The sequence below is a fragment of the Stenotrophomonas maltophilia R551-3 genome, from assembly GCF_000020665.1.
GTDB lineage: Bacteria > Pseudomonadota > Gammaproteobacteria > Xanthomonadales > Xanthomonadaceae > Stenotrophomonas > Stenotrophomonas maltophilia_L.
Genome location: NC_011071.1, coordinates 4,202,307 through 4,224,174 on the forward strand (window position 1 = coordinate 4,202,307; position 21,868 = coordinate 4,224,174).

Sequence of the window (21,868 nt, forward strand, 5' to 3'; positions counted from 1 at the left end):
CGACCTTGGTCGGCGCTTTGTTGCTGCGAGTGCCAACCAAGGTTGGCAGCTACCAGGTGATCGGTGGTGGGTGCCGACCGTTGGTCAGTACGGAGCCAACCGCATACACGCATGGCGTGGATCTACCGACCGCAATGCCCGGTAGAGGCCGACCTTGGTCGGCGCTTTGTTGCTGCGAGTGCCAACCAAGGTTGGCAGCTACCGGGTGATCGGTGGTGGGTGCCGACCGTTGGTCGGCACGGTGTTCTTGGCACCAACGGCAGCCGAGCATGGGCTCGGCTCTACAACCCCGGTGCGCCCACCAGCAGCAGCTCCAGCATGAACCAGCCCAGGAACGCGACCAGCAGGATCGCGCCTTCGCCGCGGCTGATCTTCAGGTCGCCACGCAGCATCGGGTACAGCACCAGCGCGAAGGCCAGCAGTGCCGGTAGTTCCAGGCGCACGAACGAGGCCGGCAGCGCCAGCGGCTGCAGCACGGCCATCGCACCGATCACCAGCAGCAGGTTGACCACACTGGAGCCCAGCACGTGGGCCATCACCATGTCGCCATGGCCACGGCGTGCCGCAGCGATCGCGGTTGCCACCTCCGGCAATGCGGTACCGATCGCGACCGGCAGCAGACCGACCAGCAGCGGCGTCCACCCCAGTGCAACACCGAAGTCCGCCGCCGCACCGACCACCAGGCGGGCACCCCAGTACAGCGCCAGCGCCGCGATCACCACGCGCAGCACATTCAACGGCAGGCTGGTACGGCTCAACGCGGATTCGGCGATCGCCGCCTGCACCTCGGCGCTCTCGCTGCGGCCACGACGCAGCAGCACCACCTGCACGATGATGAAACCAGCCACCAGCACGCCGCCTTCCCAGCGCGCCAGGCCGCCATCAAGACCGAACAGGATCAGCACCACGCCCGCCGCCAGCAGCGACCACCACAGTACCGTCTGCAATCGCGCGCGCAGCAGCAGCGGCGCAGCCATCGCAGCGACGGCCAGGGTCAGGCCCAGGTTGACGATGCTGCTGCCCACCGCGTTGCCCAGCGCCAGCTCCGGCTGACCGACCGCCAGCGCGCGTGCGTTGACCGCCAGTTCCGGCAGCGAAGTGGTCACTCCAAGCAGCAACAGGCCGGCCGTGAACGGACTGGCCCCGAAGCGTTGCGCCAGGCCGGACACGGCCTTGACGATGGAGTCCCCGCCCAGCGCCAGCAGCAGCAGGCCAAGCAGGAACCAGGCAATTGCAATGGCGATCATCGAGCACTCCCCCAGCGGTCGTGGCGCGATTCTACGCTTGGCCCGTGCGCAAGGCTGGGCCGTGGATCAAGGATCAGCCACAGCCTTCCACATAATCGACCTGCGGAGTCTGGCCCACCCGCCACGCGCCGACCCGGCCGTCCGCGCCGAGCGCGAAGTCGATCACCGCACCGCCCTCCTGCGCCGGCCGCACGCGCAGGTGCTGGGCCTTCTCGTCGTACTTGTCGGGGACGACATCACCACGCTCGGGATACAGCACCTGCAACTCGCCCAGGGTCATGCCGACCTTGCCGCCGCCCGGTGCGATGACCGCAGCACTGTGCACGTCATAGCGCACCAGCTTGCGGCCTTCGATCATCAGGCGCGGATCCTCGGCATTCTGCGGTCGCAGGAAATAGCAGCCATCGTTGCTGTCGTCGACCGGCAGCGGTTTGCCGGCAGCATCGCTGCCCAAGCCCTGCAGCGGGGTGCCGAAGCCGCTGCGGACCTCAGCGATGCCGGCGCCCAGCTTCGCGCCGGCGAAGCCCTCCAGGTGCGCGGGACTGTCCTCGCGGCGGTCATTGGCTGGACGGGCTGCCAGATCAGGATCCGTCGACTGCGCGGGCCCGGTCGCCGCAGCGGTTTCGGCCGGGGTATCGCTGCCACTGCCGGCCGCCCCCTGTTTGTCCTGGCCGCCGCAGGCGGTGAGCGAAAGCAGCAACAGACCAGCAATCGGAAGGTGCTTCATCGGTGCGGTTCCCTGGCACGAAGGTGGCTGCACGCTAGCGCAGCAGATGTGCAGGCATTGCATTGTCATCGCCGTTTCATCGCCTTCGTTCAGGCTCGGCGAGCACCGACTTGGCTGTCCCTTCCATGCAACCGCGCAAGACCGATCTCGCCCGAACTGCGCTGCAGGCCCACCGCGCGCCGCTGGACATGCGCCAGCGCCGGCTGCTGATCCTGTGCGACGGCCAGCGCACCATTGCCGACCTGACCGGCCTGCTCGGCCAGGACGCACCTGCGATGGTCATCCAGCTGGTGCAGGCGGGCTATCTGAGTACAGGGCCGGCCGCACCTGTCCCCTCTCCCGGGCCGGCCGCCGGATCCGTCGCTGCCCCGCCCGCACCGGCGCCGTTGCCGCCTGCGGCCACACCGGTCGAACGCCGCCGCTCGCTGGTGGCCGCGCGCATCTATGTGCTGGGCATCCTGGAGATGCAGCGCCACCCGCAGGCGGCAGCACTGTTCCGCGACCTGCAGCAGGCGCGTGCGGAAGACGAGGTGTTGCAGCGGCTGCAGTCGGCGATGCAGATGCTGCCCGGGCTGACCTCGGACGGCTACTGCCAGCGCGTGCGGCAACGCCTGCTGGAGGCGCTGCCGCTGGAGCATTGCGACGCGTTCGCGGAGGCCGCCTGAAGAAAAGGGGACGGAGGGGATTAAGTCGCAATCAGCACACGTGTGCCGATTGCGACTTAATCCCCTCCGTCCCTTTTTCGGGTCAGCGGTAGTTGTTACGCAGGCCGTTCCAGCACTGCTGGTAATCGCCCTGCCGATGGCCGGCAGCCAAGGCCTGCGCGGTCGGGCGGATCACCGCGCGGGTCTCGAACATGAAGGCCATCGTGTCCTTGATCACGTCCGGCTTGGACAGGTCCGCGTTGGAGGCCTTGTCGAAGGTCGGCGCATCCGGGCCGTGGCCGCTCATGCAGTTGTGCAGCGAGGCGCCGCCGGGCACGAAGCCTTCGGCCTTGGCGTCGTAGGCGCCATGCACCAGGCCCATGAACTCGCTGGCGATGTTGCGGTGGAACCACGGCGGACGGAAGGTGTTCTGTGCTACCAGCCAGCGCGGTGGGAAGATCGCGAAGTCCATGTTGCTGGTCCCCGGCGTGTCGCTGGGCGAGTGCAGCACCAGGAAGATCGACGGGTCCGGATGGTCATGGCTGATCGAGCCGATGGTGTTGAAGCGGCGCAGGTCGTAGCGGTACGGCGCGTAGTTGCCGTGCCAGGCCACCACGTCCAGCGGCGAATGGTCGATCGGCGCGCGCCACAGGCGGCCCTCGAACTTGGCGATCAGCTCGAAATCACCGTCAACATCCTCGAACGCCGCGTGCGGAGTTTCGAAGTCGCGCGGGTTGGCCAGGCCATTGGAGCCGATCGGGCCGAGGTCAGGCAGCTTCAGCAGCGCACCGTAGTTCTCGCAGATGTAGCCGCGGCTCGGGCCATCGGGCAGTTCGACGCGGAACCGCACGCCACGCGGGATCACCGCGATCTGCTGCGGCTCGATCTCGATCACGCCCAGCTCGGTCAACAGGCGCAGCGCGCCCAGCTGCGGCACGATCAGCAGTTCGCCATCGGCATCGTAGAAATAGCGGCCGACCATGTCGCGGTTGGCGGCGTAGAGGTGGATACCCACACCGGCATGCGCATCCGGCGAGCCGTTGCCACCCATCGTATACAGACCTTCGACAAAGTCGGTCGGCAGCTCCGGCAGCGGCAACGGGCTCCAGCGCAGCTGGTTCGGCGACGCCGGCTGCGCAGCGAAATCGCACTGCAGCTGCGACTGCGCGAACGGGGTGAACTCACCATGGGTTACCGCCGGGCGGATCCGGTACAGCCAGCTGCGGCGATTGCTGCCACGCGGCGCGGTGAACGCGGTGCCGGTCAACTGCTCGGCGTACAGGCCGTGGGCCACCTTCTGCGGCGAGTTCTGCCCGACCGGCAGCGCGCCGGCGACGGCCTCGGTGGCGAATTCGTTGCCGAAGCCGGACTGGTAGCCGCGGGCGGTGATGGCGGGGGACATGGGGGCTCCTGGGTACGGCGGGACCGGAACGGAAAGCAGCCGAGCATGGCTCGGCTCTACAGATGAGCAGGCGCCGGGACTGGCCCGGCGCCTCCCGGAACGTTACAGCACGCCGCGGCGGATCTGGTCGCGCTCGATGCTTTCGAACAGCGCGGTGAAGTTGCCTTCGCCAAAGCCTTCGTTGCCCTTGCGCTGGATGATCTCGAAGAAGATCGGGCCGATGCAGTTCTGGGTGAAGATCTGCAGCAGCTTGCGCTGGTGGGTTTCCGGATCAGCGTCGATCAGGATCTTGTTCTTGGCCAGGCGCGCCACGTCTTCACCGTGGTTCGGCACGCGCTGGTCGATCACGTCGAAGTAGGTCTCCGGAGTGTCGAGGAAGTCCACGCCCTGCGCACGCATCGCTTCGACGGTCTCGTAGATGTTCTCGGTGAAGCAGGCGATGTGCTGGATGCCTTCGCCCTTGTACGCATCCAGGTACTCGTTGATCTGGCTCTTCGGGTCGGACGATTCATTCAGCGGAATGCGCACGATGCCGTCCGGCGCGGTCATCGCCTTGGACACCAGGCCGGTCTTCAGGCCCTTGATGTCGAAGTAGCGGATCTCGCGGAAGTTGAACAGGCGCTCGTAGTAGTCCGACCACTGCTGCATGTTGCCGAAGTACAGGTTGTGGGTCAGGTGGTCGATGAAGGTCAAGCCGAAGCCCTTCGGGCGCAGTTCGGCGCCGGCGATCAGCTCGTAGTCGCCATCGAAGATGCTGCCGGCGCTGCCGTAGCGGTCGACCAGGTACAGCATGCAGTCGCCGATGCCCTTGATGACCGGCGCGCTGACCGCCTTGCTGTCCGGCTTGAAGGCGATGGCTTCGGCGCCGTTGCCCAGCGCGGTCTGGTAGACCTCCTGGCCCGGCTTCTTGAAGCGGATGGCGAAGCCGCAGGCGCACGGGCCGTGCTTTTCGGCGAAGTCCGAAGCGAACGAATCCGGGTCTTCATTGACCAGGAAGTTGACGTCGCCCTGGCGATAGACGGTAATCGGACGCTGCTTGTGCTTGAGCACCGCGCTGAAGCCCATCTTCCGGAAGTACTCGTGCAGCTCCTGGCCACGGCCGGCCGGGGCGGCGAATTCGACGAACTCGAAGCCGTCGATGCCCATCGGGTTCTCGAAGGTGGTGACCTGCATGCCGGGGTTGGGGTGCGAGGCGGTCGGGACTGCGGTATTCATGGCGTGGCTCCGAATCGGTACCGCATCGGTACAAACCAGGTGCGGGCAGGTAGGGACCCGGCGAGAATGCAGGGTCTGGACCTACCCCTTATAGTTACACTTGAAACCACCAGCAAGGTGCACCGCAACATGAGCCCCGCCGATCCCGTTTCGACCCGCCTGCGTTCCTCGCACGTCCTGCTCGACCTGGAACAGTTCCTGCCGTACCGGCTGAGCGTGCTGTCCAACCGGGTCAGCGGCAACATCGCCAAGCTATACGGCGATCGTTACGGTCTGGCGATCCCCGAGTGGCGGGTGATCACCATCCTGGCGCTGTACCCGGGTTCCTCGGCCAGCGAGGTCTCCGACCGCACGGCGATGGACAAGGTGGCAGTCAGCCGCGCCGTGGCCCGCCTGCTGGAGCGTGGCTTCATCAAGCGCGAGACCCATGGCGACGACCGCCGTCGCTCGGTGCTGGCGCTGTCGGCAGCCGGCTTCGAGGTCTACGAGACCATCGCGCCGATGGTGATCGAGATCACCCGCAAACTGATGTCGGTGCTGAGCGACGAGGAAGAGCAGGTGCTGGAGAAGCTGATCCTGCGCCTGGCCGGCGACGGCCTGGAGCGGATGGGCGAAGGGGTCTGAAAGAAAAAGGGGACGGAGGGGATTAAGTCGTTTTGTGCCCCAGGTCGCGGATGTCGACCCTGGTCGGTAGCGGAACAGTGGCTGGGCGATTGTCGTCCGCCCCCTTTGTTCTGACGCGACCCGCTCTTTGGCGGGCCGTGGGCGGGACGCAAGCGAGGCCATCGAACGCATTCACTTCCCGCAGATCCCGTCCTCGGGTGTCGCCCTCGCCCGCCGACATTTCCGCAGATGCACAGGACCATCAACGCCGAGCTGACCCTGCTGTACTGGCGAATAGGCCGCCGCATCCATGTGGATCAGATGGCTGGGCAACGGGCCCGCTACGGAGAGCTTCTCTTCACCCGGATCGCAAAGGCACTGTCTGCCGAGTTCGGCACGTCCTTCGGTGAGAAGAGCCTGCGCCGGATGGTGCAGTTCTCCATCGCATTTGCAGACGAGCAGATTGTCGTATCGCTGATACGACAATTGAGCTGGACCCACTTCATCGCGCTGATCCCGCTTGCGGATCCGCTCAAGCACGATTTCTATGCACAGATGGCCGGCACCGAGGGCTGGAGCGTGCGCACGCTACGCCAGCGCATCGATTCGATGCTGTATGAGCGCACCGCGCTTTCCAGTCAGCCCGAGCAGACCATCGCCGATGAGTTGGCGGCACTCCGCGGCAACCAGCAGCTGTCTCCAGGGCTGGTACTGCGTGATCCCTACGTACTGGATTTTCTTGGCCTGAAGGACAGCTGGGACGAGCAGGACCTGGAAAGCGCGATCCTTCGCGAGATGCAGGGCTTCCTGCTCGAACTTGGCACGGGCTTCAGTTTCGTCGCTCGCCAGAAGCGCATCCAGATCGACGGCGATGACTTCCATCTGGACCTGCTGTTCTACAACCGCCGCCTGCGTAGGCTGATTGCCATCGAGCTGAAGATCGGCGAGTTCAAGCCTGCGTACAAAGGACAGATGGAGCTCTATCTGCGCTGGTTGGACCGCCATGAACGTGAGGACGGTGAGCAAGCGCCGTTGGGCATCATCCTCTGCACAGGGAAGAAGGCGGGCCAGATCGAATTGCTGGAGCTGGACCGCTCAGGCATCCATGTTGCGGAATACCTGACCACCCTGCCCTCTCGTGAGGTCCTCAAGCAGAGATTGCAAACCGCCATGGAGCGGGCCCGGCAACAGATGGAGAACCTGCCGCCCAGCCCTCTGTAGTTCCACTGCACCCACGCCTCAGCTCAGATGCTTGCGCCGTGCATGGATCCACGGCACTGCGAGCGCGGCGATGGCGCCACCGGCGAAGCCCAGCGAAGCCGCAACCGTGGCCGCTTCGACCGCCCCTGGCAGCGCCAGCGCCGCGGCCACCAGCAGCAGCGACGGCAGGCCGACGAAGGTGCCCAGGAAGAAGTGCCAGCGCGGCGACCAGGTGTTGAGCTGCAGCAGGCTGACCGGTTGCCAGGCATCGGACGCTGCATCCTCGGCGATCTTCGCCACCACCTTGCCCAGGTCCACTTCCGGCAGCGCGCGCCCCTGGCGTGCGGTCGCCAGCAGCTCGGCCACGGCCTCCACCGGCGGGAAACTGGACGGCCACGCCACCGGTGCCGGCACGCCGTAGGCGGTCAGCAGCGGCACGCTCAGCCACGGCGCCACCAACGGGCGCATGCGGCGCCGGCCATGCACGCACCAGATCTGTGGCTGGCCGTGGGCGGTGACGCTGTACAGCGCCAGCTCCCCGGCTGGTGGGTAGCCGAGCATGGTCACCCGCGCCGCCAGGCTGTCCTGGCCCATCGCGCGCAGGAATCCAGGACGGCTGCGCCCTTCCTGCATCCACGCCAGGCCGAGTGCACCCACCAGATAGGCCTCGGCCACATCCTTGCTGCCGGCAGTGGCGCGCTCATCACTGGCCAGGTACCAGGCCAGCGATTTCGGTTCGGAGACATCGTCCAGGCCCCAGCGGCTGTCATCGCCCAGCACATGGCGCACCGGCAGGCGTGCGGGCGCGGTTTCGCCACGTTCGCCCGGCTGCAGGAACGGCAGTACGCCCTGGATGAAGGTGGACAGTTCGATGGCACGCACGCCATGGCCCTGCCATTCCGGCGGCAGCAGCCCGGCCAGCTGGCCTTCGGCGGCCAACGCATCGAGCCGTGATTTCTGCTCGACCAGTTTCTGCACCGCACCCTTCAGCACCACGTTGTCGGGCAGCGCGATCTGCGGCAGGCGGTGACGCGGCGGTGCCAGTTCAACGGTATCCCCGCCGGTACCCGCGTCATCCAGCAGCGCCTCCTGCGGGGGCAGGGTCACGCCCTCATCTGCTCCGCCCTCGGCCAATGCGCTGGCAGGTTCGGGCAATCGTTCGGCGTGGTCGCTGTGCATGGGCGTTCCGGTAGGTTGCATCGACGGGGCGTCGACTGAAGTCCTTGCCGGTAGCGGCGTGCACGCAGTGAAATTGAGACACCGATTCGGAGAGTGTGACGGCGCGCGCAATAGATCCACGCCCTGCGTGGATGCACTTCTGTGCCGACCAACGGTCGGCACCCACCGAGGTTGCTGGCCAGCGGTTGGCAGCCATCAGAGCCTGCTGACCAGCAGGCGGCACCCAGCGAGGTTGCCGGCCAGCGGCCGGCACTACCGGTCAGGTGCCCACTGCTTGAGGAACGCGGTCACGCGCGCGGGCTGGAAAGTTTCGCCCTTGCGCAGCTCACCAGTCGCCTGCGATACCAGCAGTCCACCATCGGCATCGAGCACCAGCAGATACGGGTAGTCGCGTTCCATCATCGGGAACTGTGCGAAGAAGGCGGTGTTGGGCTGCTCGTCGCTGGCGTTGACCTTCACCCACACATAGTGGGCGTCGCGGAAGCGGCGCAGGTCGCCATTGCCTTCCACCAGTTCGTCCAACGCATGGCAGCGCTCGCAGGCGGCGTTGCCGACCTCGAGCAGGATGCGCTTCTTGCCACGCTGGGCTTCCACCTTGGCGGTGGCCAGGTCATTGGCCGGGTCGCGGGCCGGGTCGAACTGAGCACCGAGCCCTGCGATGGCGGCGATGTCCGCCGCCACCGGGGTGTTGCCCGAGGCCACCGGTTCGCTGGGGTCAGCGACCGGTGGCTCGGTGGGTCGGGTATCCAGGGGCTGCGTAGGCTCGGCGACGGCAGGCGGTTGCGGTTGGGAACAGGCGCCGATCAGCGCCGCACAGACCACCACCATTGCACCACCGAGCTTGCTACGCATGCCTTCTACCCTCTCATCATCATTTGACGCCGTGCATCAGCTTGTTGATCAGCGGGGCGACCAGGAACAGCACCACGCCGGAGCCGATCAGAGCCCAGAACCCGAAGGTATACCCCTTCAGTGCCGACTCGACCGTCATGCCGCCTTCACCACTCACAACGCCGGCGAAGATGCCCGACAGATTGTTGCCGATGCCGGTGGACAGGAACCAGCCACCCATGCCGAAGCCGACCAGGCGCACCGGGGCCAGCTTGGTCACCATCGACAGGCCGATCGGCGACAGGCACAGCTCACCGACGGACTGGATGACGTAGACCATGAACAGGGTCCAGAACGGGATCTTGCCGTCCACCACCATCTGCGACAGCGCATACATCAGCAGGGCGAAGGCGGCGCCGTTGAACAGCAGGCCGAGGCCGAACTTGCGCGGAATCGACGGATTGGCGCGGCCCAGGGCCACCCAGATCCAGGCGATGATCGGCGCCAGGGTGATGATGGCCACCGAGTTGACCGACTGGAACCAGGCGGTCGGGAAGGTCCACTCACCCATCTGGCGGTTGACGATGTTCTCGGCCAGGAAGGTGAACGAGCTGCCGGCCTGTTCGAAGAACATCCAGAACATCACGTTGAAGGCGAAGATGATCAGCATGGCGATCACGCGGTCGCGCTGCACCTTGCCCTCGCGGATGCCCTCGACCAGCAGCAGCACGGCCAGCGCGGCGAACATCACGCCCAGGATCCAGGCCAGCGCGGTGGCGCCGGTGGCCAGCAGGAAGTAGGCCACCGGAATGGCGAACAGCGAGCCCACCAGCACCATGACGACACGGCCGAAGCCTTCAGCGCCGGCCGGCGGAGCACCGATGCCCTTCAGGCCGGCACGTCCGACGTAGAACCACACCAGCGAGATCAGCATGCCCACGCCCGAGGCGATGAACACGACCTTGTAGGACGGCATTTCCGAGGTGCCGAAGACCTTGCGGGCCAGGTACTCGGTCAGCACCGGGGCGATCATCGCGCCGATGTTGATGCCCATGTAGAAGATGGTGAAGCCCGAATCGCGACGCTCATCCTTCAGGCCGTACAGCTTGCCGACCATGGTCGAGATGTTCGGCTTGAACATGCCGTTGCCGACGATGATCGTGGCCAGGCCGAGCTTGAACAGATGCTCTTCCGGCAACGAAATCATGAACAGGCCGGCGGCCATGATGACTGCACCGGTCAGGATCGAGCGCTGGTACCCCAACACCCGGTCGGCCACGTAGCCACCGAAGATCGCCGCGGCGTACACCAGCGCCAGGTAGGCACCGTAGATGCGACTGGCGTCGGCTTCACCGGCGGCACTGCCATCACGGAACTGGGCGACGATGTACAGCACCAAGGCCCAGCGGATGCCGTAGAACGCAAAGCGTTCCCAGAACTCGGTCATGAACAGCATCCACAACGGGCGCGGGTGGCCCATCATGGTCTTGAAGTCCGGCACGGCCGGCTCTGGGGTGTTCGCAGTGGCGTTCAAGCTCATGCGGATTTCCTGGTTCGGTGGATGACGAGCACGTCCGATGTGCAGTGGAGCAACGCGCGAGGATCACCGACTTCTGGCGTTCACGTCAAATACACGCCGTTTGAGGCAGGTGCCGGCCTGCTCGCTGAACTTGCATCTGAAACGATCCAGCCGCCGGCCGGGAACCAAGCTGAATGGGAGTCAGGCCAGATCGGCCGGGGGTGCGGCCTGCAGGCTGGTGCGCACCTGGAACAGTTCCGGGAAAAAGGTCAGTTCCAGCGCCTTGGCCAGGAAGCCGACGCCGGACGAGCCGCCAGTGCCGCGCTTGAAGCCGATCACCCGCATCACCGTGCGCATGTGACGGAATCGCCACAGCTGGAACGCGGTCTCCAGGTCCACCAGGTCCTCGCACAGCGAATACTCGCGCCAGTAGCGGTCGGTGTCCTGGTAGATGCGTTCGAAGACCGGCTGCAGTGCGTCATCGGCCACATGCGGCTGGGTCCAGTCGTGGGCCTCGTACACCGCCGGGACGGCGTGGCCGAAACGGGTCAGGTACTTCAGGAATTCCTCGTACAGGCTCGGCGCTTCCAGTGCCGTGCGCAGCTGCGCCTGGCCGGCCGGGTCGTGCTCGAACACCTGCAGCATCTGCGCGTTCTTGTTGCCCAGCAGGAACTCGATGTAGCGGTACTGCAGCGACTGGAAGCCGGAGGACGGGCCCAGCACGTCGCGGAAGCCCATGTACTCGGACGGGGTCAGCGTTTCCAGCACCGACCACTGCTCGGTCAGCTGGCGCAGCACCTGCTTGCTGCGCGCCAGCACCTTGCGGCACTGCCAGACTTCATCACGCTGCAGGAAGCCGATCGCGGCACGCAGTTCGTGGCCGAGCAGCTTCAGCCACAGCTCCGAGGTCTGGTGCTGGATGATGAAGAGCATCTCGTCGTGGTGCGGCGGGTTGGACAACGGCTGCTGCGCGCTGAGCAGCTGGTCCAGCCGCAGGTAGCCGCCATAGGTCAGCCGCCCCTGCAGATCGGTGTGGATGCCAGCTTCGAGATCGCGTTGGTTGTTGTCGACGGACATGGGCGGGACCAGATCGGGGGCGGCAAGGGTAGCGCGTTGCCGCCATGCTGGCAGCCGCCGCGTCCATACCGGGGCGTCCGGGCGCCCGTGGAGCATCCCCTGATATGGGGGCTGCGCGTGGAACCGTTCGGGCCGTTGCACGGACAGTCAGCCAGAGGCGTATTCTGATGCTTTGCAGCAACGACTGAATACGTTGTTGTTATTGGCCCCCCACCCGCCGGCAGGGGTAAAACAGGGCGTCGCCGTGTTGCGCCGCAGGAAGGCTATTCCGTACGCGTTCCTTAACATGGCGATTCATATCATTTGTAACTTCTCTGTCGAAGGTGCAGTACGCAATGACGGTTGCCGCTGAATTCAAGATCGAATACCTGCAGTACCTGGACGTGGACGGCAAGCTCGTCCGCGATGACCTGCCCGCGTCGCTGCGCGACCCCAAGGTCCTGGTACCGCTGTTCAAGCAGATGCTGTTCGTACGTACGTTCGACAGCAAATCCATCGCGCTGCAGCGCACCGGCAAGCTCGGCACCTATGCCGCCTGCCTGGGCCATGAAGCTGCGCACGTGGGTATCGGCGCTGCGATGCAGAAGGACGACGTGTTCGCACCGTCCTACCGCGAGTATGGCGCGATGTTCATGCGCGGCGTGCGCCCGCACGACGTGCTGATGTACTGGGGCGGCGACGAGCGCGGCAACGACTACGGCGGCAACGCAGCCAAGGACTTCCCGTTCTGCGTGCCGATTTCCACCCAGTGCCTGCATGCCGCAGGCGCCGCGCTGAAGTTCAAGCTCAACAAGGAACCGCAAATCGCGGTGGCCGTGTGTGGCGACGGCGGCAGCTCGAAGACCGACTTCTACGCGGCACTGAATTCGGCCGGCGCCTACAAGCTGCCGCTGATCCTGTGCATCGTCAACAACGGCTGGGCCATCTCGGTCCCGCGTTCGGCCCAGACCGGTGCCGAAACGCTGGCACAGAAGGGCCTGGCCGGCGGCCTGCACTGCCTGCAGGTGGACGGCAACGACCTGATCGCAGTGCTGGCGGCGATGGAGCAGGCGCGCGAACGTGCGCTGGCCGGCGATGGTGGCACCGTGCTGGAACTGATGACCTACCGCCTGTCCGACCACACCACCGCCGATGACGCGCGCCGCTACCGCGACGACGCCGAAGTGAAGGATGCCTGGCAGCGCGAGCCGATGCTGCGCCTGCGCAAGTACCTGATCAATGCGGGCGTCTGGAGCGAGGAAGAAGAAACTGCTTGGGTCGCCCAGTGCGGCACGCGCGTGGACGAGGAAGTGAACCTGTACCTCAACACGCCGGTGCAGCCGGTCGAGGCGATGTTCGATTTCCTCTACGCCGATCCGCCGCAGGACCTGCTGGCCCAGCGTGCCCAGGCGATCGCCCTGGAGCAGCGCCATGGATGAGATCAAGAACGGCGCGCCCGGCGCGCACACCAACGCCGCCGACAGCGCCGCCGTCGCGCGCGGAGAACAGAGCATGACCACCACCCCCATCACCCTGATCGAAGCCATCACCCAGGCACTGGCCTGGGAGCTGGAGCACGACCCGTCGGTGCTGGTGCTGGGCGAGGACGTGGGCGTCAACGGCGGCGTGTTCCGCGCCACCGCCGGCCTGCAGCAGCGCTTCGGCTCCGAGCGCATCCTCGACACCCCGCTGGATGAAACCACCATCGCCGGCCTGACCATCGGTCTGGCGGCACAGGGCATGAAGCCGGTGGCCGAAGCCCAGTTCGACGGTTTCATGTACCCGATGGTCGACCATATCGTCTGCCATGCCGCACGCCTGCGTTACCGCACGCGTGGCCGCCTGCACTGCCCGATGGTGCTGCGCGTGCCGTGGGGCGGTGGTATCCGCGCACCGGAACACCACAGCGAAGCCAACGAGGCGATCTTCACCAACGTGCCGGGCCTGCGCGTGGTGCTGCCGTCGTCGCCGCAGCGTGCCTACGGCCTGCTGCTGGCCGCGATCCGCGAGCCGGATCCGGTCATCTACATGGAGCCCAAGCGCATCTACCGCCAGTACAAGGAAGTGGTCGTCAACGACGGCGAAGCCTTGCCGCTGGACGTCTGCTTCGTGCTGCGCGACGGCACCGACGTGACCCTGGTGACCTGGGGCGCGCAGGTGAAGGAAGCGCTGGAAGCGGCCGACAAGCTGGCCGGTGAAGGCATCAGCGCCGAAGTCATCGACGTTGCCACGCTGCGTCCGCTGGATTTCGCCACCATCGCCGAATCGGTGGCCAAGACCGGCCGCTGCGTGATCGTGCAGGAGGCCCCGAAGACCGCGGGCTTCGGCGCCGAGATCGCCGCGCGCCTGGCCGAGGAATCGATCTACGACCTGCTGGCCCCGGTCGAGCGCGTCACTGGCTACGACACCCACATTCCGCTGTTCCGCCTGGAAATGAAGTACCTGCCGAGCGTTGAGCGGATCGTGGCTGCGGCCAAGCGCGCGGTGGCGGCCGGCTGACATGCGGGCCCGCCTCCTGGGGGCTTACCGCAGCCAGTATCCCAACCCGCTCCGGTTCCGCACCGGCCAGATCGTCGAAGTAGGTGTACGTGACGAGGAATGGCCGGCGTTTGCCTGGGTACGCACCAACGATGGGCGCGCTGGATGGGCGCCCATCGCCTGGTTGCAGCTGCTGGACGAGGGTCGCGCCGAAGCGCTGTGCGACTACGACGCCCGCGAGCTGGATGTGGAAAGCGGCGAGATGGTGAAGCTTCATCACGAACACGGCGGGTGGTGGTGGTCCGAGCGCGCCAATGGCGCGACGGGTTGGCTGCCGGCCCGCGAACTGGAACTGCTGGAAGAGAACTGCAAATGAGCCAGACCAAGAACTTCAACCTGCCCGACCTGGGCGAAGGCCTGCCGGACGCGACCATCGTCGAGTGGTTCGTCAAGGAAGGCGATGTGATCAAGCTGGACGAGCCACTGGTCTCGATGGAGACCGCCAAGGCCGTCGTCGAAGTGCCGTCGCCGTTCTCCGGCACGGTGCTGAAGCTGTCCGGCGCTGCCGGCGACATCATCCCGACCGGTTCGGTGCTGGCCAGCTTCGCGCTGGACCCGAACCTGCCGCAGCGTGCCGATGGCCAGGACACCGGCCACAGCCACGGTCATGCAGCGCCGGCCGCTGCACCGACCCCGCCGCCGCTGCCGGCCGCTGCCGCACCGGTGGCCGCCGAAGCCGCCAAGCCCGCCGCCGCCGAACGTGATGACGCCGGTACCGTGGTCGGCGCGATGCAGAGCTCCAACGCCGTGCACGCCGAACAGGCGCTGGCCGTCGGTGGCGTCAAGGCCGTACCGGCCGTGCGTGCCACCGCGCGCAAGCTGGGCGTGGACCTGTCCCGCGTACGCGCCACCGGCGCCGATGGCGCGGTGACCATGGCCGACGTCAAGCAGGCGGCTGCGGATGGCAGCGCAAAGATCGGTGCCGCTCCGGCGCCGGCCGCTGCTGCCGCCTACGCCGCGCCGGCACCGGCGCAGGTGTCTGCCCCGGTGCAGAGCGAAGCGCGCACCCCGCTGTCCGCCGCCGGCAAGCCGATGCGCACCCAGCCGCCGGGCGTGGTCGCCAAGGGCCAGCCGGAACCGCTGAAGGGCGTGCGCCGCAACATGGCGCGGGTGATGGCCGATGCGCACAGCAAGGTCGTGCCGACCACGCTGAACGACGACGCCGACATCCACGCCTGGCTGCCGGGCAACGACGTCACCGCGCGCCTGGTGCGTTCGATCGTGGTCGCCGCACAGAAGGTGCCGGCGATGAACGCCTGGTTCGACGGTGAAGCACTGACCCGCACCCTGCACGCCCAGGTCGACATCGGCATTGCCGTGGACACCGACGACGGCCTGTTTGTGCCGGCCCTGCGCAATGCCGACATGCTCGACGCACGCGGCATCCGCGAAGGCGTCAACCGCCTGCGCGAGCAGGTGGAATCGCGTTCGATCGCCGCCTCGGAACTGAGCGGCTACACCATCTCGCTGTCCAACTTCGGCATGTTCGCCGGCCGCTACGCGACCCCGGTCGTGGTGCCGCCATGCGTGGCCATCGTCGGTGCCGGCCGTGCCCGCCACCAGATGACCCCGGTGATGGGCGGCGTGGAAGCGCACAAGGTAATCCCGCTGTCGGTCACCTTCGACCACCGCGCGGCCACGGGTGGTGAAGCGGCACGCTTCCTGCGCGCGATGATGGACGATTTGGCGCTGGCCAGCTGATCGGCCACCTTATCGGTGGGTGCCGACCTTGGTTGGCACATGAAACTGATTGGTGGGTGCCAACCTTGGTTGGCACATGAAGTGGAGAAACGCCGGGCAATGCCCGGCGTTTTTTTGTGCCTGCTCCGTCGCACCCCATCTACGCATGGACGTGGATCTACTGGGCTCTCCGACGGTCGGGCGAGAGCGCAAGGGGGCATTTTGAGAATAGTTGCATGGATTCCCAAGAGCAGCTCGATAGCATTGAGCCTCTCTGCAGACGTCGAACTTCCGTGATTGAGACACCACCCACACTCGAAGAATTCATGAAGGCGGGCAATGATTTTTTCCGCGCCTCTCCATTCTTCCTACGGTTGACGAGGGATGAGGATCCGTCAGACACGAACTGGGTCCTTGGCATCATCTTCCTGCGCTGGCTCGCCCGAAATCACGCTTTCCTTGACGCATCGGTCGGCTCTACGGTGGCAGCCGCCCCCTCGCCGACAGACACCCTGGCATGCATCGAAGCTGCCTTCCAGGACGAAATCCCCGGTGCTGCGTTCGACCCGGAATTGCTGGAGTTCACCGTTCGCTACTTCTGCATGGCCGCACCCTACTTGTCGGACTTCTTCTCGTTGTTCCCTCAAGACGCCATGCCTTCGCCGAACGCCATGTGGGACAAACAGGAGCAGGTTTACGCAATTATCGACTCCCGCCTGCAGTCATGGCGCAACGGCGAGCCAATCGTCCGCGCGGTCATTCCCAATGCCGATCAACAAAGACATGCCAAACCGTCTACACCGCTGGACGCTGACGTCTGGATCACGACGCTGGCAACGCTATCGGATGCTGCGGTCACCCACGAAGGATGCTGTGCATACGCCGACCACTTCTACACGCCTCTGACGAAACCAGCGTCAGTAGAAGTCGTTTTGGCGGTCATGAAGGAATTTCTTCGGAACCCGCCACATGACGCGTCGATCATGTGTGCAGCAGAGAACTTCCTGTCGGATATTCCGCTCTCCCGCTACATCAAAGCGTATTCCATCCTCGCACCCGACCTATTGGACGTCTCTTCAGATGCTGCGCTCAATCTCTTCAACTATCCGGGCAGTGAATTAACGCCACGCCAGGTCCGACAGTTCATCAAAGAGCTCAGGCGATGCAATCCAGGCCGCGACGTGGTCGCAGAGCTGGCCCAGCTGGCCGTTGAATGGGATTCGGAAGACGACGAGATATTCTCAATCGTCGTCGACGCAGCGCAGAAGCAAGGGTAGGTCCAGGAGCCAGCAAGTGCCGGCCCCCTCCCTTGATCAGTTCCGCGCGACCATGCCCTCGGCACGGCTGTACACACGCAGACGGTGGCCATCCGGGTCTGCCCCGACAAAAGTGTGGCCGAATTCCAAGGTCACCGGTGCCTGCAGAATCCGCACGCCGAGCGCTTGCCACGCATCGTGCATCTGCTGCACGGCCTCCGGGTCGGCGACCAGCATCGCCAGTTCGGCGGCACCGGCCTGCGCGGACACCGGCGGCTGCACGTCATCGCGTTGCCACAGGCCCAGTGCGGCGCCATCGCCGAGCAGAAACAGGGCGAAACCGGGCGACTGCTCGACCGGTGGCTTGCCGAGAATACCGCGGTAGAACGTGGCGCTGGCGGCGACGTCGCGCACGTACTGCAGCAGGGTGCTGGGCGTGAACATGGGGAAGCTCCGTTGTTGGGAGCGCTCATGGTGGAACGAGCCTGCTGACGGATTCTGTCAGTAGTGGCGAGCGTGCTCGACTGCCGTTGCCCTCGCCCTGGTAGAGGTCGAGCTTGCTCGACTGCTGTTCGCGAAGATCAAGGGCAGTCGAGCAAGCTCGACATCTACCAGGAGCAAGGAGCAAAGGCCGCCCTGCCCCAGCAGCAGGAAACGAAACGCGGAAGCAGGCGGGCAAACCCGACGCTACGAACGGTCCAGCCAGTCTGGGGCGATGCCCTGCGCCTTCTGCCAGCGCCGCAGCAGGGTGGCGCGCGGCACGGGGTAGTGATCTTCCAGTGCACGCACCTGGCGGATGCGGTCCAGGCGGAAATGGCGGAAGTCCTCTCGGCTCTCGCACCACGCCGCCAGCATCGGCACTTCATCGAAGTAGCCCAGCGCGAACGGCCAGACGATGCGCTCGGTACGTTGGCCCTGCGCATCCTGGTAGCCGAACTGCAGTCGTCGTTGTGCACTCACCGCCTCACGCACAGCCTGCAGGCGCGCAGCAGGAACCTTGGTCGCCGCACGCGAAGGGCCAACGCGCAGGCCGCTATCACGCAGCGCTTCGCGCCGCGCGGCAGGCAACACATGCGCGATGCGCGCCAGGGCATCGCGTGCGGCCTCGGCCAGCGCAGGCTCAGTGCGCGCCGCAACCCAGCGCAGGCCAAGCACCAGTGCATCGATCTCGGCGGGCGGCAGGGTCATCGGCGGCAGGGTATCGCTCGGCGCCAGCTGGTAGCCGATGCCGGCTTCCCCGCGCAGGTCAGCGCCCTGCTCGCGCAGGGTCTCGATATCGCGGTACAGCGTACGCAGGCTGATGCCCAGGGCTTCGGCCAGCACCTGCCCGGCCACCGGCCGCCGATGGCGGCGCAGCAACTGCAGCAGCTGGGTCAGGCGCAGCGCACGCGACATCAGCCGGCCAGCGCGCTCGATGCCACCACGTGTTCACCCGGTTGCGGGGCGAGTGCGGCCTCGACCAGTGCCTTGGCAATTTCGCTGGCCGGATTGATCCGCCACGCCCGTGGCAGTACTGGCCCCAGTGCGCCGAGTACCGTCAATGCGAAACGCTCGCCGCGGCGCACCTCGTTACGCTCGCCACCAATCAACCCTGGACGTACCAGCGTCAGCGAAGCGAAGTCGAGCGCGCGCAGGTCATGCTCCAGCTCACCCTTCACCCGGCTGTAGAAGATCGACGACTGCGGGTTGGCACCGGCTGCGGAGTTCAGCACATAGGTCTGCGCACCCTGCGCCTGCGCCAGCCGGGCGAACGCCAGCGGGTAGTCATGGTCGATGCGATGGAAGGCCTCGCGGCTGCCGGCCTGGGCAATGGTGCTGCCGAGCGCGCAGATGACCGCGTCCACGCGCGCCCACTCGGCTGCAGCGGGCAGTGCATCGAAGGCCAGCACCGGGTTCTCAAGCGTCCCGTGGGTCATGCCCAGCGGGCGGCGGGTGGGAGCGACCACGGCACTACAGCGCGGGTCGTCCAGCAGCCTGCGCAGGGTCAGCCCGCCCACCAGCCCGGTCGCCCCCAGCAACATCACGCGCATCACCACCTCCACTGCGGCATCCTGTCGCCCATCCTAGCCGTTCAAGCCGTCGGCGGCCGCGCCGATATGCTGGAACCAGTCCCTGCCAGCCCCCAGGATTTGCTCCATGACGGACCAGCCCGACCACCGCCCTGCCCCCGGTACCGCCCTTGGGCCGCCGGCACGCGTGCGCGCGGTGGTCGATGACGGGCTGGGAGACCGCGTGGTGCTGCAGGGCGGCGGTGGCGTGGCCCTGCAGCAGCTGTTCGCCGGGGCCGATGCGCCGGAACCGCTGCTGGCCGCGTTCGCCAATGGCATGGCCACCCTGCCCGGCGAACTGGGCGATATGGGCGACCGCCTGCAGTCGGCGCAGGCCAGCGCCGATTGGCCGCGCTATGGGCGCGCGATGCGGCAGCTGATCGACAAGTACATCCGAACCATCGAACAGCATTCGCCGGATGGCCAACCCGAAAGCCTGCGCCTGTCCGAGCAGCTGCGGTTGCTGCTGGGTGGCGCGGTGGTGGCCCTGCTGCAGCACGACCCGGACCTGCGCGAGCAGGCGCAGACGCTGGCCATGCAGCTGCGCCAGTGGCAACCGGGCACGGCGCTGGAACCGATCGAACAGGGCGTGCGCGAGCTCGGCCACCAGGTCGGCGTGCGTGCCGAGAGCTGGCAGGAGCAGCAGGCGCTGCTGCTTGAGCTGTTCGCGCTGCTGCTGGAGAACGTCAGCGAACTGCTGGACGACCGCAGCTGGCTGCAGGGCCAGATCGCGGCGGTGCGCCATCTACTGGACGGACCGCTGGAAGCCGAAGCGGTGGAGCGCACCCGCGCCGAGCTGCGCGAAGTGATCTACAAGCAGGGCCTGCTGCGCCAGGGCATCGACGATTCGAAGGCGGCGATGCGCGGGCTGATGGGTGAGTTCATCGAGCGCATGGATGGCATGGCCACCAGCACCGGTGAGTACCACGACCGCATCGGCAGCTATGCACTGCAGCTGCGCGAGGCACGCAGCATCGCCGACCTCAACCAGCTGCTGCAGGAAGTGATGCGCGATACCGGCAAGGTGCAGCAGCAGGCCGCGCAGGCGCGCGATCATCTGGCCAGCGCGCGCCAGGAAGTGGAACGTGCCGAGCAGCGCATCGCCGAGCTTGAGCAGGAACTGCGCGCGGCCGGCGATCTGGCCCGCATCGATCCCCTGACCCAGGCACTGAACCGCCGCGGCCTGGACGAACTGCTGCAGCGTGAGCTGGCCCGCGCCGCGCGCAACAACTCGCCTTTGGGCGTGGCGATGATCGACCTGGATGATTTCCACCAGACCAACGATGCGCACGGCCATGCCGGTGGCGATGCACTGCTGCAGCACCTGGTGGCCGTGTGCAAGCTGCTGCTGCGCGCCACCGACGGCATCGCGCGGCTGGGTGGCGACGAGTTCGTGCTGGTACTGCCTGAAACCCAGGGTGCCGACAGCATGGCCACCGTGCAACGCCTGCAGCGCTCGCTGGCGCACCGCTTGTTGACCGTGCAGGACCAGCGCGTGCCGGTGCACTTCAGTGCCGGGCTGGCGCAATGGCAGCCTGGCGATGACACCGAAGCGCTGCTGCGGCGCGCCGATGACGCGCTGTATGCGGCCAAGCGGCAGGGCAAGAACCGGGTGCAGGCAGGGTAGTTTCCCGGTACACCGGAAACTGCTTCGGTAGGTGCCAACCTTGGTTGGCACACGCGGGAAACAAAGCGCCGACCAAGGTCGGCCTCTACCGGACAAAGGACCGTTGCTTACTTCCCGCGCAGCTTCTGGAATCCGGTCACCGCCGCCAGCACGATGGCGCCGGCGATGATGCCCACCACCATGTTGGCCACGGCGCTGATCAGCCAGCCCCACTGTCCTTCACCGCCCAGCCCCTGCACCGCGTGGTGCAGTGCCGGCACGTTGTGCACCAGGATGCCGCCGCCGACCAGGAACATCGCGATGGTCCCGGCCACCGACAGGAATTTCATCAGCCACGGCGCCGAAGCCACCAGGCCACGGCCGAAGGCAGCAATGGCACCGCCCTTGCGCGACAGGTACAGGCCGACATCATCAAGCTTGACGATGCCCGCCACCAGCCCATAGACGAAGACCGTCATCGCCAGTGCAACCACGGCCAGGGTGACCACCTGGTTGGTGAACGGTGCGGTGGCGACCACGCCCAGGGTCAACACGATGATCTCGGCCGAGAGGATGAAGTCGGTGCGGATCGCACCTTTTACCTTGTCCTTCTCCCACGCCACCATGTCCACCTCGGCATCGGCCAGCGCCTTGCGGCGCTCGGCCTGGCGCTCGGCATCGTCGTCGGAGGAATGCAGGAAGCGATGCGCCAGCTTCTCCACGCCCTCGAAGCAGAGGAAGGCACCGCCGATCATCATCAATGGCACGATCAGCGGCACGTTCCAGCCACGGCTGTGCAGCCACGCCTCCAGCGCGCTGATCGCCAGTGCCGCCGGTACCAGGATCACCTTGTTGACCAGCGAGCCCTTGGCCACCGCCCACACCACCGGCAGTTCGCGGTTGGCGTTGACCCCGGTGACCTGCTGCGCGTTCAGCGCCAGGTCGTCGCCGAGCACACCGGCGGTCTTCTTCGCCGCGACCTTGGTCAGGACCGAGACGTCGTCCAGCAGGGAGGCGATATCGTCGAGCAGGGCAAACAGGCTGGCACCGGCCATGGGGCGTCCAAGTGAGGGAATGAGCGGATTCTGACCGATCCGGCGTGGACTGCGGAAGATAT

The 21,868-nt window shown here is 66.3% G+C and carries 21 protein-coding genes; 9 read left to right on the top strand and 12 right to left on the bottom strand.

Features of this window, described 5'->3' with window-relative positions:
* Positions 1-281 precede the first annotated feature (281 nt).
* Together SMAL_RS18970 and SMAL_RS18975 are read right to left on the bottom strand one after the other, a co-directional pair.
* Complete coding sequence (locus tag SMAL_RS18970; RefSeq protein WP_012512323.1) at positions 282-1,247, bottom strand: sodium:calcium antiporter; 966 nt, start codon at positions 1,245-1,247, stop codon at positions 282-284.
* A 73-nt stretch (positions 1,248-1,320) separates the two neighbouring features.
* Positions 1,321-1,974 carry a hypothetical protein gene (locus tag SMAL_RS18975; RefSeq protein ID WP_012512324.1) on the bottom strand — a complete coding sequence of 218 codons (654 nt, stop codon included), beginning with the start codon at positions 1,972-1,974 and terminating at the stop codon, positions 1,321-1,323.
* 125 nt (positions 1,975-2,099) lie between these two features.
* Between SMAL_RS18975 and SMAL_RS18980 the strand changes: the two genes are divergently transcribed.
* The gene (locus SMAL_RS18980) at positions 2,100-2,639 is read left to right on the top strand and encodes a hypothetical protein (RefSeq protein WP_006399178.1); all 540 of its coding nucleotides are present in this window, start codon (positions 2,100-2,102) and stop codon (positions 2,637-2,639) included.
* An 82-nt stretch (positions 2,640-2,721) separates the two neighbouring features.
* Here the strand turns inward: SMAL_RS18980 and hmgA are convergent, their stop codons facing one another.
* Together hmgA and hppD are read right to left on the bottom strand one after the other, a co-directional pair.
* The gene (gene hmgA / locus SMAL_RS18985; RefSeq protein ID WP_012512325.1) at positions 2,722-4,020 is read right to left on the bottom strand and encodes a homogentisate 1,2-dioxygenase; all 1,299 of its coding nucleotides are present in this window, start codon (positions 4,018-4,020) and stop codon (positions 2,722-2,724) included.
* 102 nt (positions 4,021-4,122) lie between these two features.
* On the bottom strand, positions 4,123-5,235 hold the full coding sequence (gene hppD, locus SMAL_RS18990) for a 4-hydroxyphenylpyruvate dioxygenase (RefSeq protein WP_198283148.1): 1,113 nt from the start codon (positions 5,233-5,235) through the stop codon (positions 4,123-4,125).
* Positions 5,236-5,301: 66 nt separating this feature from the next.
* Here hppD and SMAL_RS18995 point away from each other — a divergent pair, with 66 nt between their 5' ends.
* On the top strand, positions 5,302-5,859 hold the full coding sequence (locus tag SMAL_RS18995) for a MarR family winged helix-turn-helix transcriptional regulator (protein WP_006399184.1): 558 nt from the start codon (positions 5,302-5,304) through the stop codon (positions 5,857-5,859).
* A gap of 228 nt (positions 5,860-6,087) precedes the next feature.
* Positions 6,088-7,059, top strand: coding sequence for a PDDEXK nuclease domain-containing protein (locus tag SMAL_RS19000; RefSeq protein ID WP_012512328.1), 972 nt, complete (start codon positions 6,088-6,090; stop codon positions 7,057-7,059).
* 18 nt (positions 7,060-7,077) lie between these two features.
* On the opposite strand, the gene SMAL_RS19005 is transcribed toward SMAL_RS19000, so the two are convergent.
* The 4 genes from SMAL_RS19005 to SMAL_RS19020 all read right to left on the bottom strand — a co-directional run bounded on the left by SMAL_RS19005 (position 7,078) and on the right by SMAL_RS19020 (position 11,644).
* Positions 7,078-8,217: a hypothetical protein gene (locus tag SMAL_RS19005; RefSeq protein WP_012512329.1), complete on the bottom strand. Its 1,140-nt coding sequence runs from the start codon at positions 8,215-8,217 to the stop codon at positions 7,078-7,080.
* 252 nt (positions 8,218-8,469) lie between these two features.
* Positions 8,470-9,069: a thioredoxin family protein gene (locus SMAL_RS19010; protein ID WP_012512330.1), complete on the bottom strand. Its 600-nt coding sequence runs from the start codon at positions 9,067-9,069 to the stop codon at positions 8,470-8,472.
* A gap of 19 nt (positions 9,070-9,088) precedes the next feature.
* Complete coding sequence (locus SMAL_RS19015) at positions 9,089-10,588, bottom strand: peptide MFS transporter (protein ID WP_006399302.1); 1,500 nt, start codon at positions 10,586-10,588, stop codon at positions 9,089-9,091.
* A 180-nt stretch (positions 10,589-10,768) separates the two neighbouring features.
* Positions 10,769-11,644 (bottom strand): tryptophan 2,3-dioxygenase, encoded by an 876-nt coding sequence (locus SMAL_RS19020; RefSeq protein ID WP_012512331.1) that lies wholly within the window; start codon positions 11,642-11,644, stop codon positions 10,769-10,771.
* Between the two features lie 335 nt (positions 11,645-11,979).
* Here SMAL_RS19020 and pdhA point away from each other — a divergent pair, with 335 nt between their 5' ends.
* The 5 genes from pdhA to SMAL_RS19045 all read left to right on the top strand — a co-directional run bounded on the left by pdhA (position 11,980) and on the right by SMAL_RS19045 (position 17,118).
* Entirely contained in the window at positions 11,980-13,062 is a 1,083-nt protein-coding gene (pdhA, locus tag SMAL_RS19025) for a pyruvate dehydrogenase (acetyl-transferring) E1 component subunit alpha (RefSeq protein WP_006399306.1), read from the top strand.
* The gene (locus SMAL_RS19030; RefSeq protein WP_006474353.1) at positions 13,055-14,122 is read left to right on the top strand and encodes an alpha-ketoacid dehydrogenase subunit beta; all 1,068 of its coding nucleotides are present in this window, start codon (positions 13,055-13,057) and stop codon (positions 14,120-14,122) included. Before pdhA ends, SMAL_RS19030 begins: the two co-directional genes overlap by 8 nt.
* Position 14,123: 1 nt before the next feature.
* Positions 14,124-14,477 carry an SH3 domain-containing protein gene (locus tag SMAL_RS19035; protein ID WP_012512332.1) on the top strand — a complete coding sequence of 118 codons (354 nt, stop codon included), beginning with the start codon at positions 14,124-14,126 and terminating at the stop codon, positions 14,475-14,477.
* Positions 14,474-15,862 carry a dihydrolipoamide acetyltransferase family protein gene (locus SMAL_RS19040; RefSeq protein WP_012512333.1) on the top strand — a complete coding sequence of 463 codons (1,389 nt, stop codon included), beginning with the start codon at positions 14,474-14,476 and terminating at the stop codon, positions 15,860-15,862. Before SMAL_RS19035 ends, SMAL_RS19040 begins: the two co-directional genes overlap by 4 nt.
* A gap of 305 nt (positions 15,863-16,167) precedes the next feature.
* The gene (locus SMAL_RS19045; protein ID WP_012512334.1) at positions 16,168-17,118 is read left to right on the top strand and encodes a hypothetical protein; all 951 of its coding nucleotides are present in this window, start codon (positions 16,168-16,170) and stop codon (positions 17,116-17,118) included.
* Between the two features lie 36 nt (positions 17,119-17,154).
* Here SMAL_RS19045 and SMAL_RS19050 read toward each other — a convergent pair whose 3' ends face one another.
* The 3 genes from SMAL_RS19050 to SMAL_RS19060 form a co-directional block, all read right to left on the bottom strand.
* Complete coding sequence (locus SMAL_RS19050; protein ID WP_012512335.1) at positions 17,155-17,541, bottom strand: VOC family protein; 387 nt, start codon at positions 17,539-17,541, stop codon at positions 17,155-17,157.
* Positions 17,542-17,784: 243 nt separating this feature from the next.
* Positions 17,785-18,492: a helix-turn-helix transcriptional regulator gene (locus SMAL_RS19055; RefSeq protein WP_006360668.1), complete on the bottom strand. Its 708-nt coding sequence runs from the start codon at positions 18,490-18,492 to the stop codon at positions 17,785-17,787.
* Positions 18,492-19,127 (bottom strand): Rossmann-fold NAD(P)-binding domain-containing protein, encoded by a 636-nt coding sequence (locus SMAL_RS19060; RefSeq protein WP_012512336.1) that lies wholly within the window; start codon positions 19,125-19,127, stop codon positions 18,492-18,494. Before SMAL_RS19060 ends, SMAL_RS19055 begins: the two co-directional genes overlap by 1 nt.
* A gap of 106 nt (positions 19,128-19,233) precedes the next feature.
* Here SMAL_RS19060 and SMAL_RS19065 point away from each other — a divergent pair, with 106 nt between their 5' ends.
* Positions 19,234-20,772 (top strand): GGDEF domain-containing protein, encoded by a 1,539-nt coding sequence (locus tag SMAL_RS19065; protein ID WP_012512337.1) that lies wholly within the window; start codon positions 19,234-19,236, stop codon positions 20,770-20,772.
* Positions 20,773-20,879: 107 nt separating this feature from the next.
* Here the strand turns inward: SMAL_RS19065 and SMAL_RS19070 are convergent, their stop codons facing one another.
* The gene (locus SMAL_RS19070) at positions 20,880-21,806 is read right to left on the bottom strand and encodes a DUF808 domain-containing protein (protein WP_012512338.1); all 927 of its coding nucleotides are present in this window, start codon (positions 21,804-21,806) and stop codon (positions 20,880-20,882) included.
* Positions 21,807-21,868: the final 62 nt, after the last annotated feature.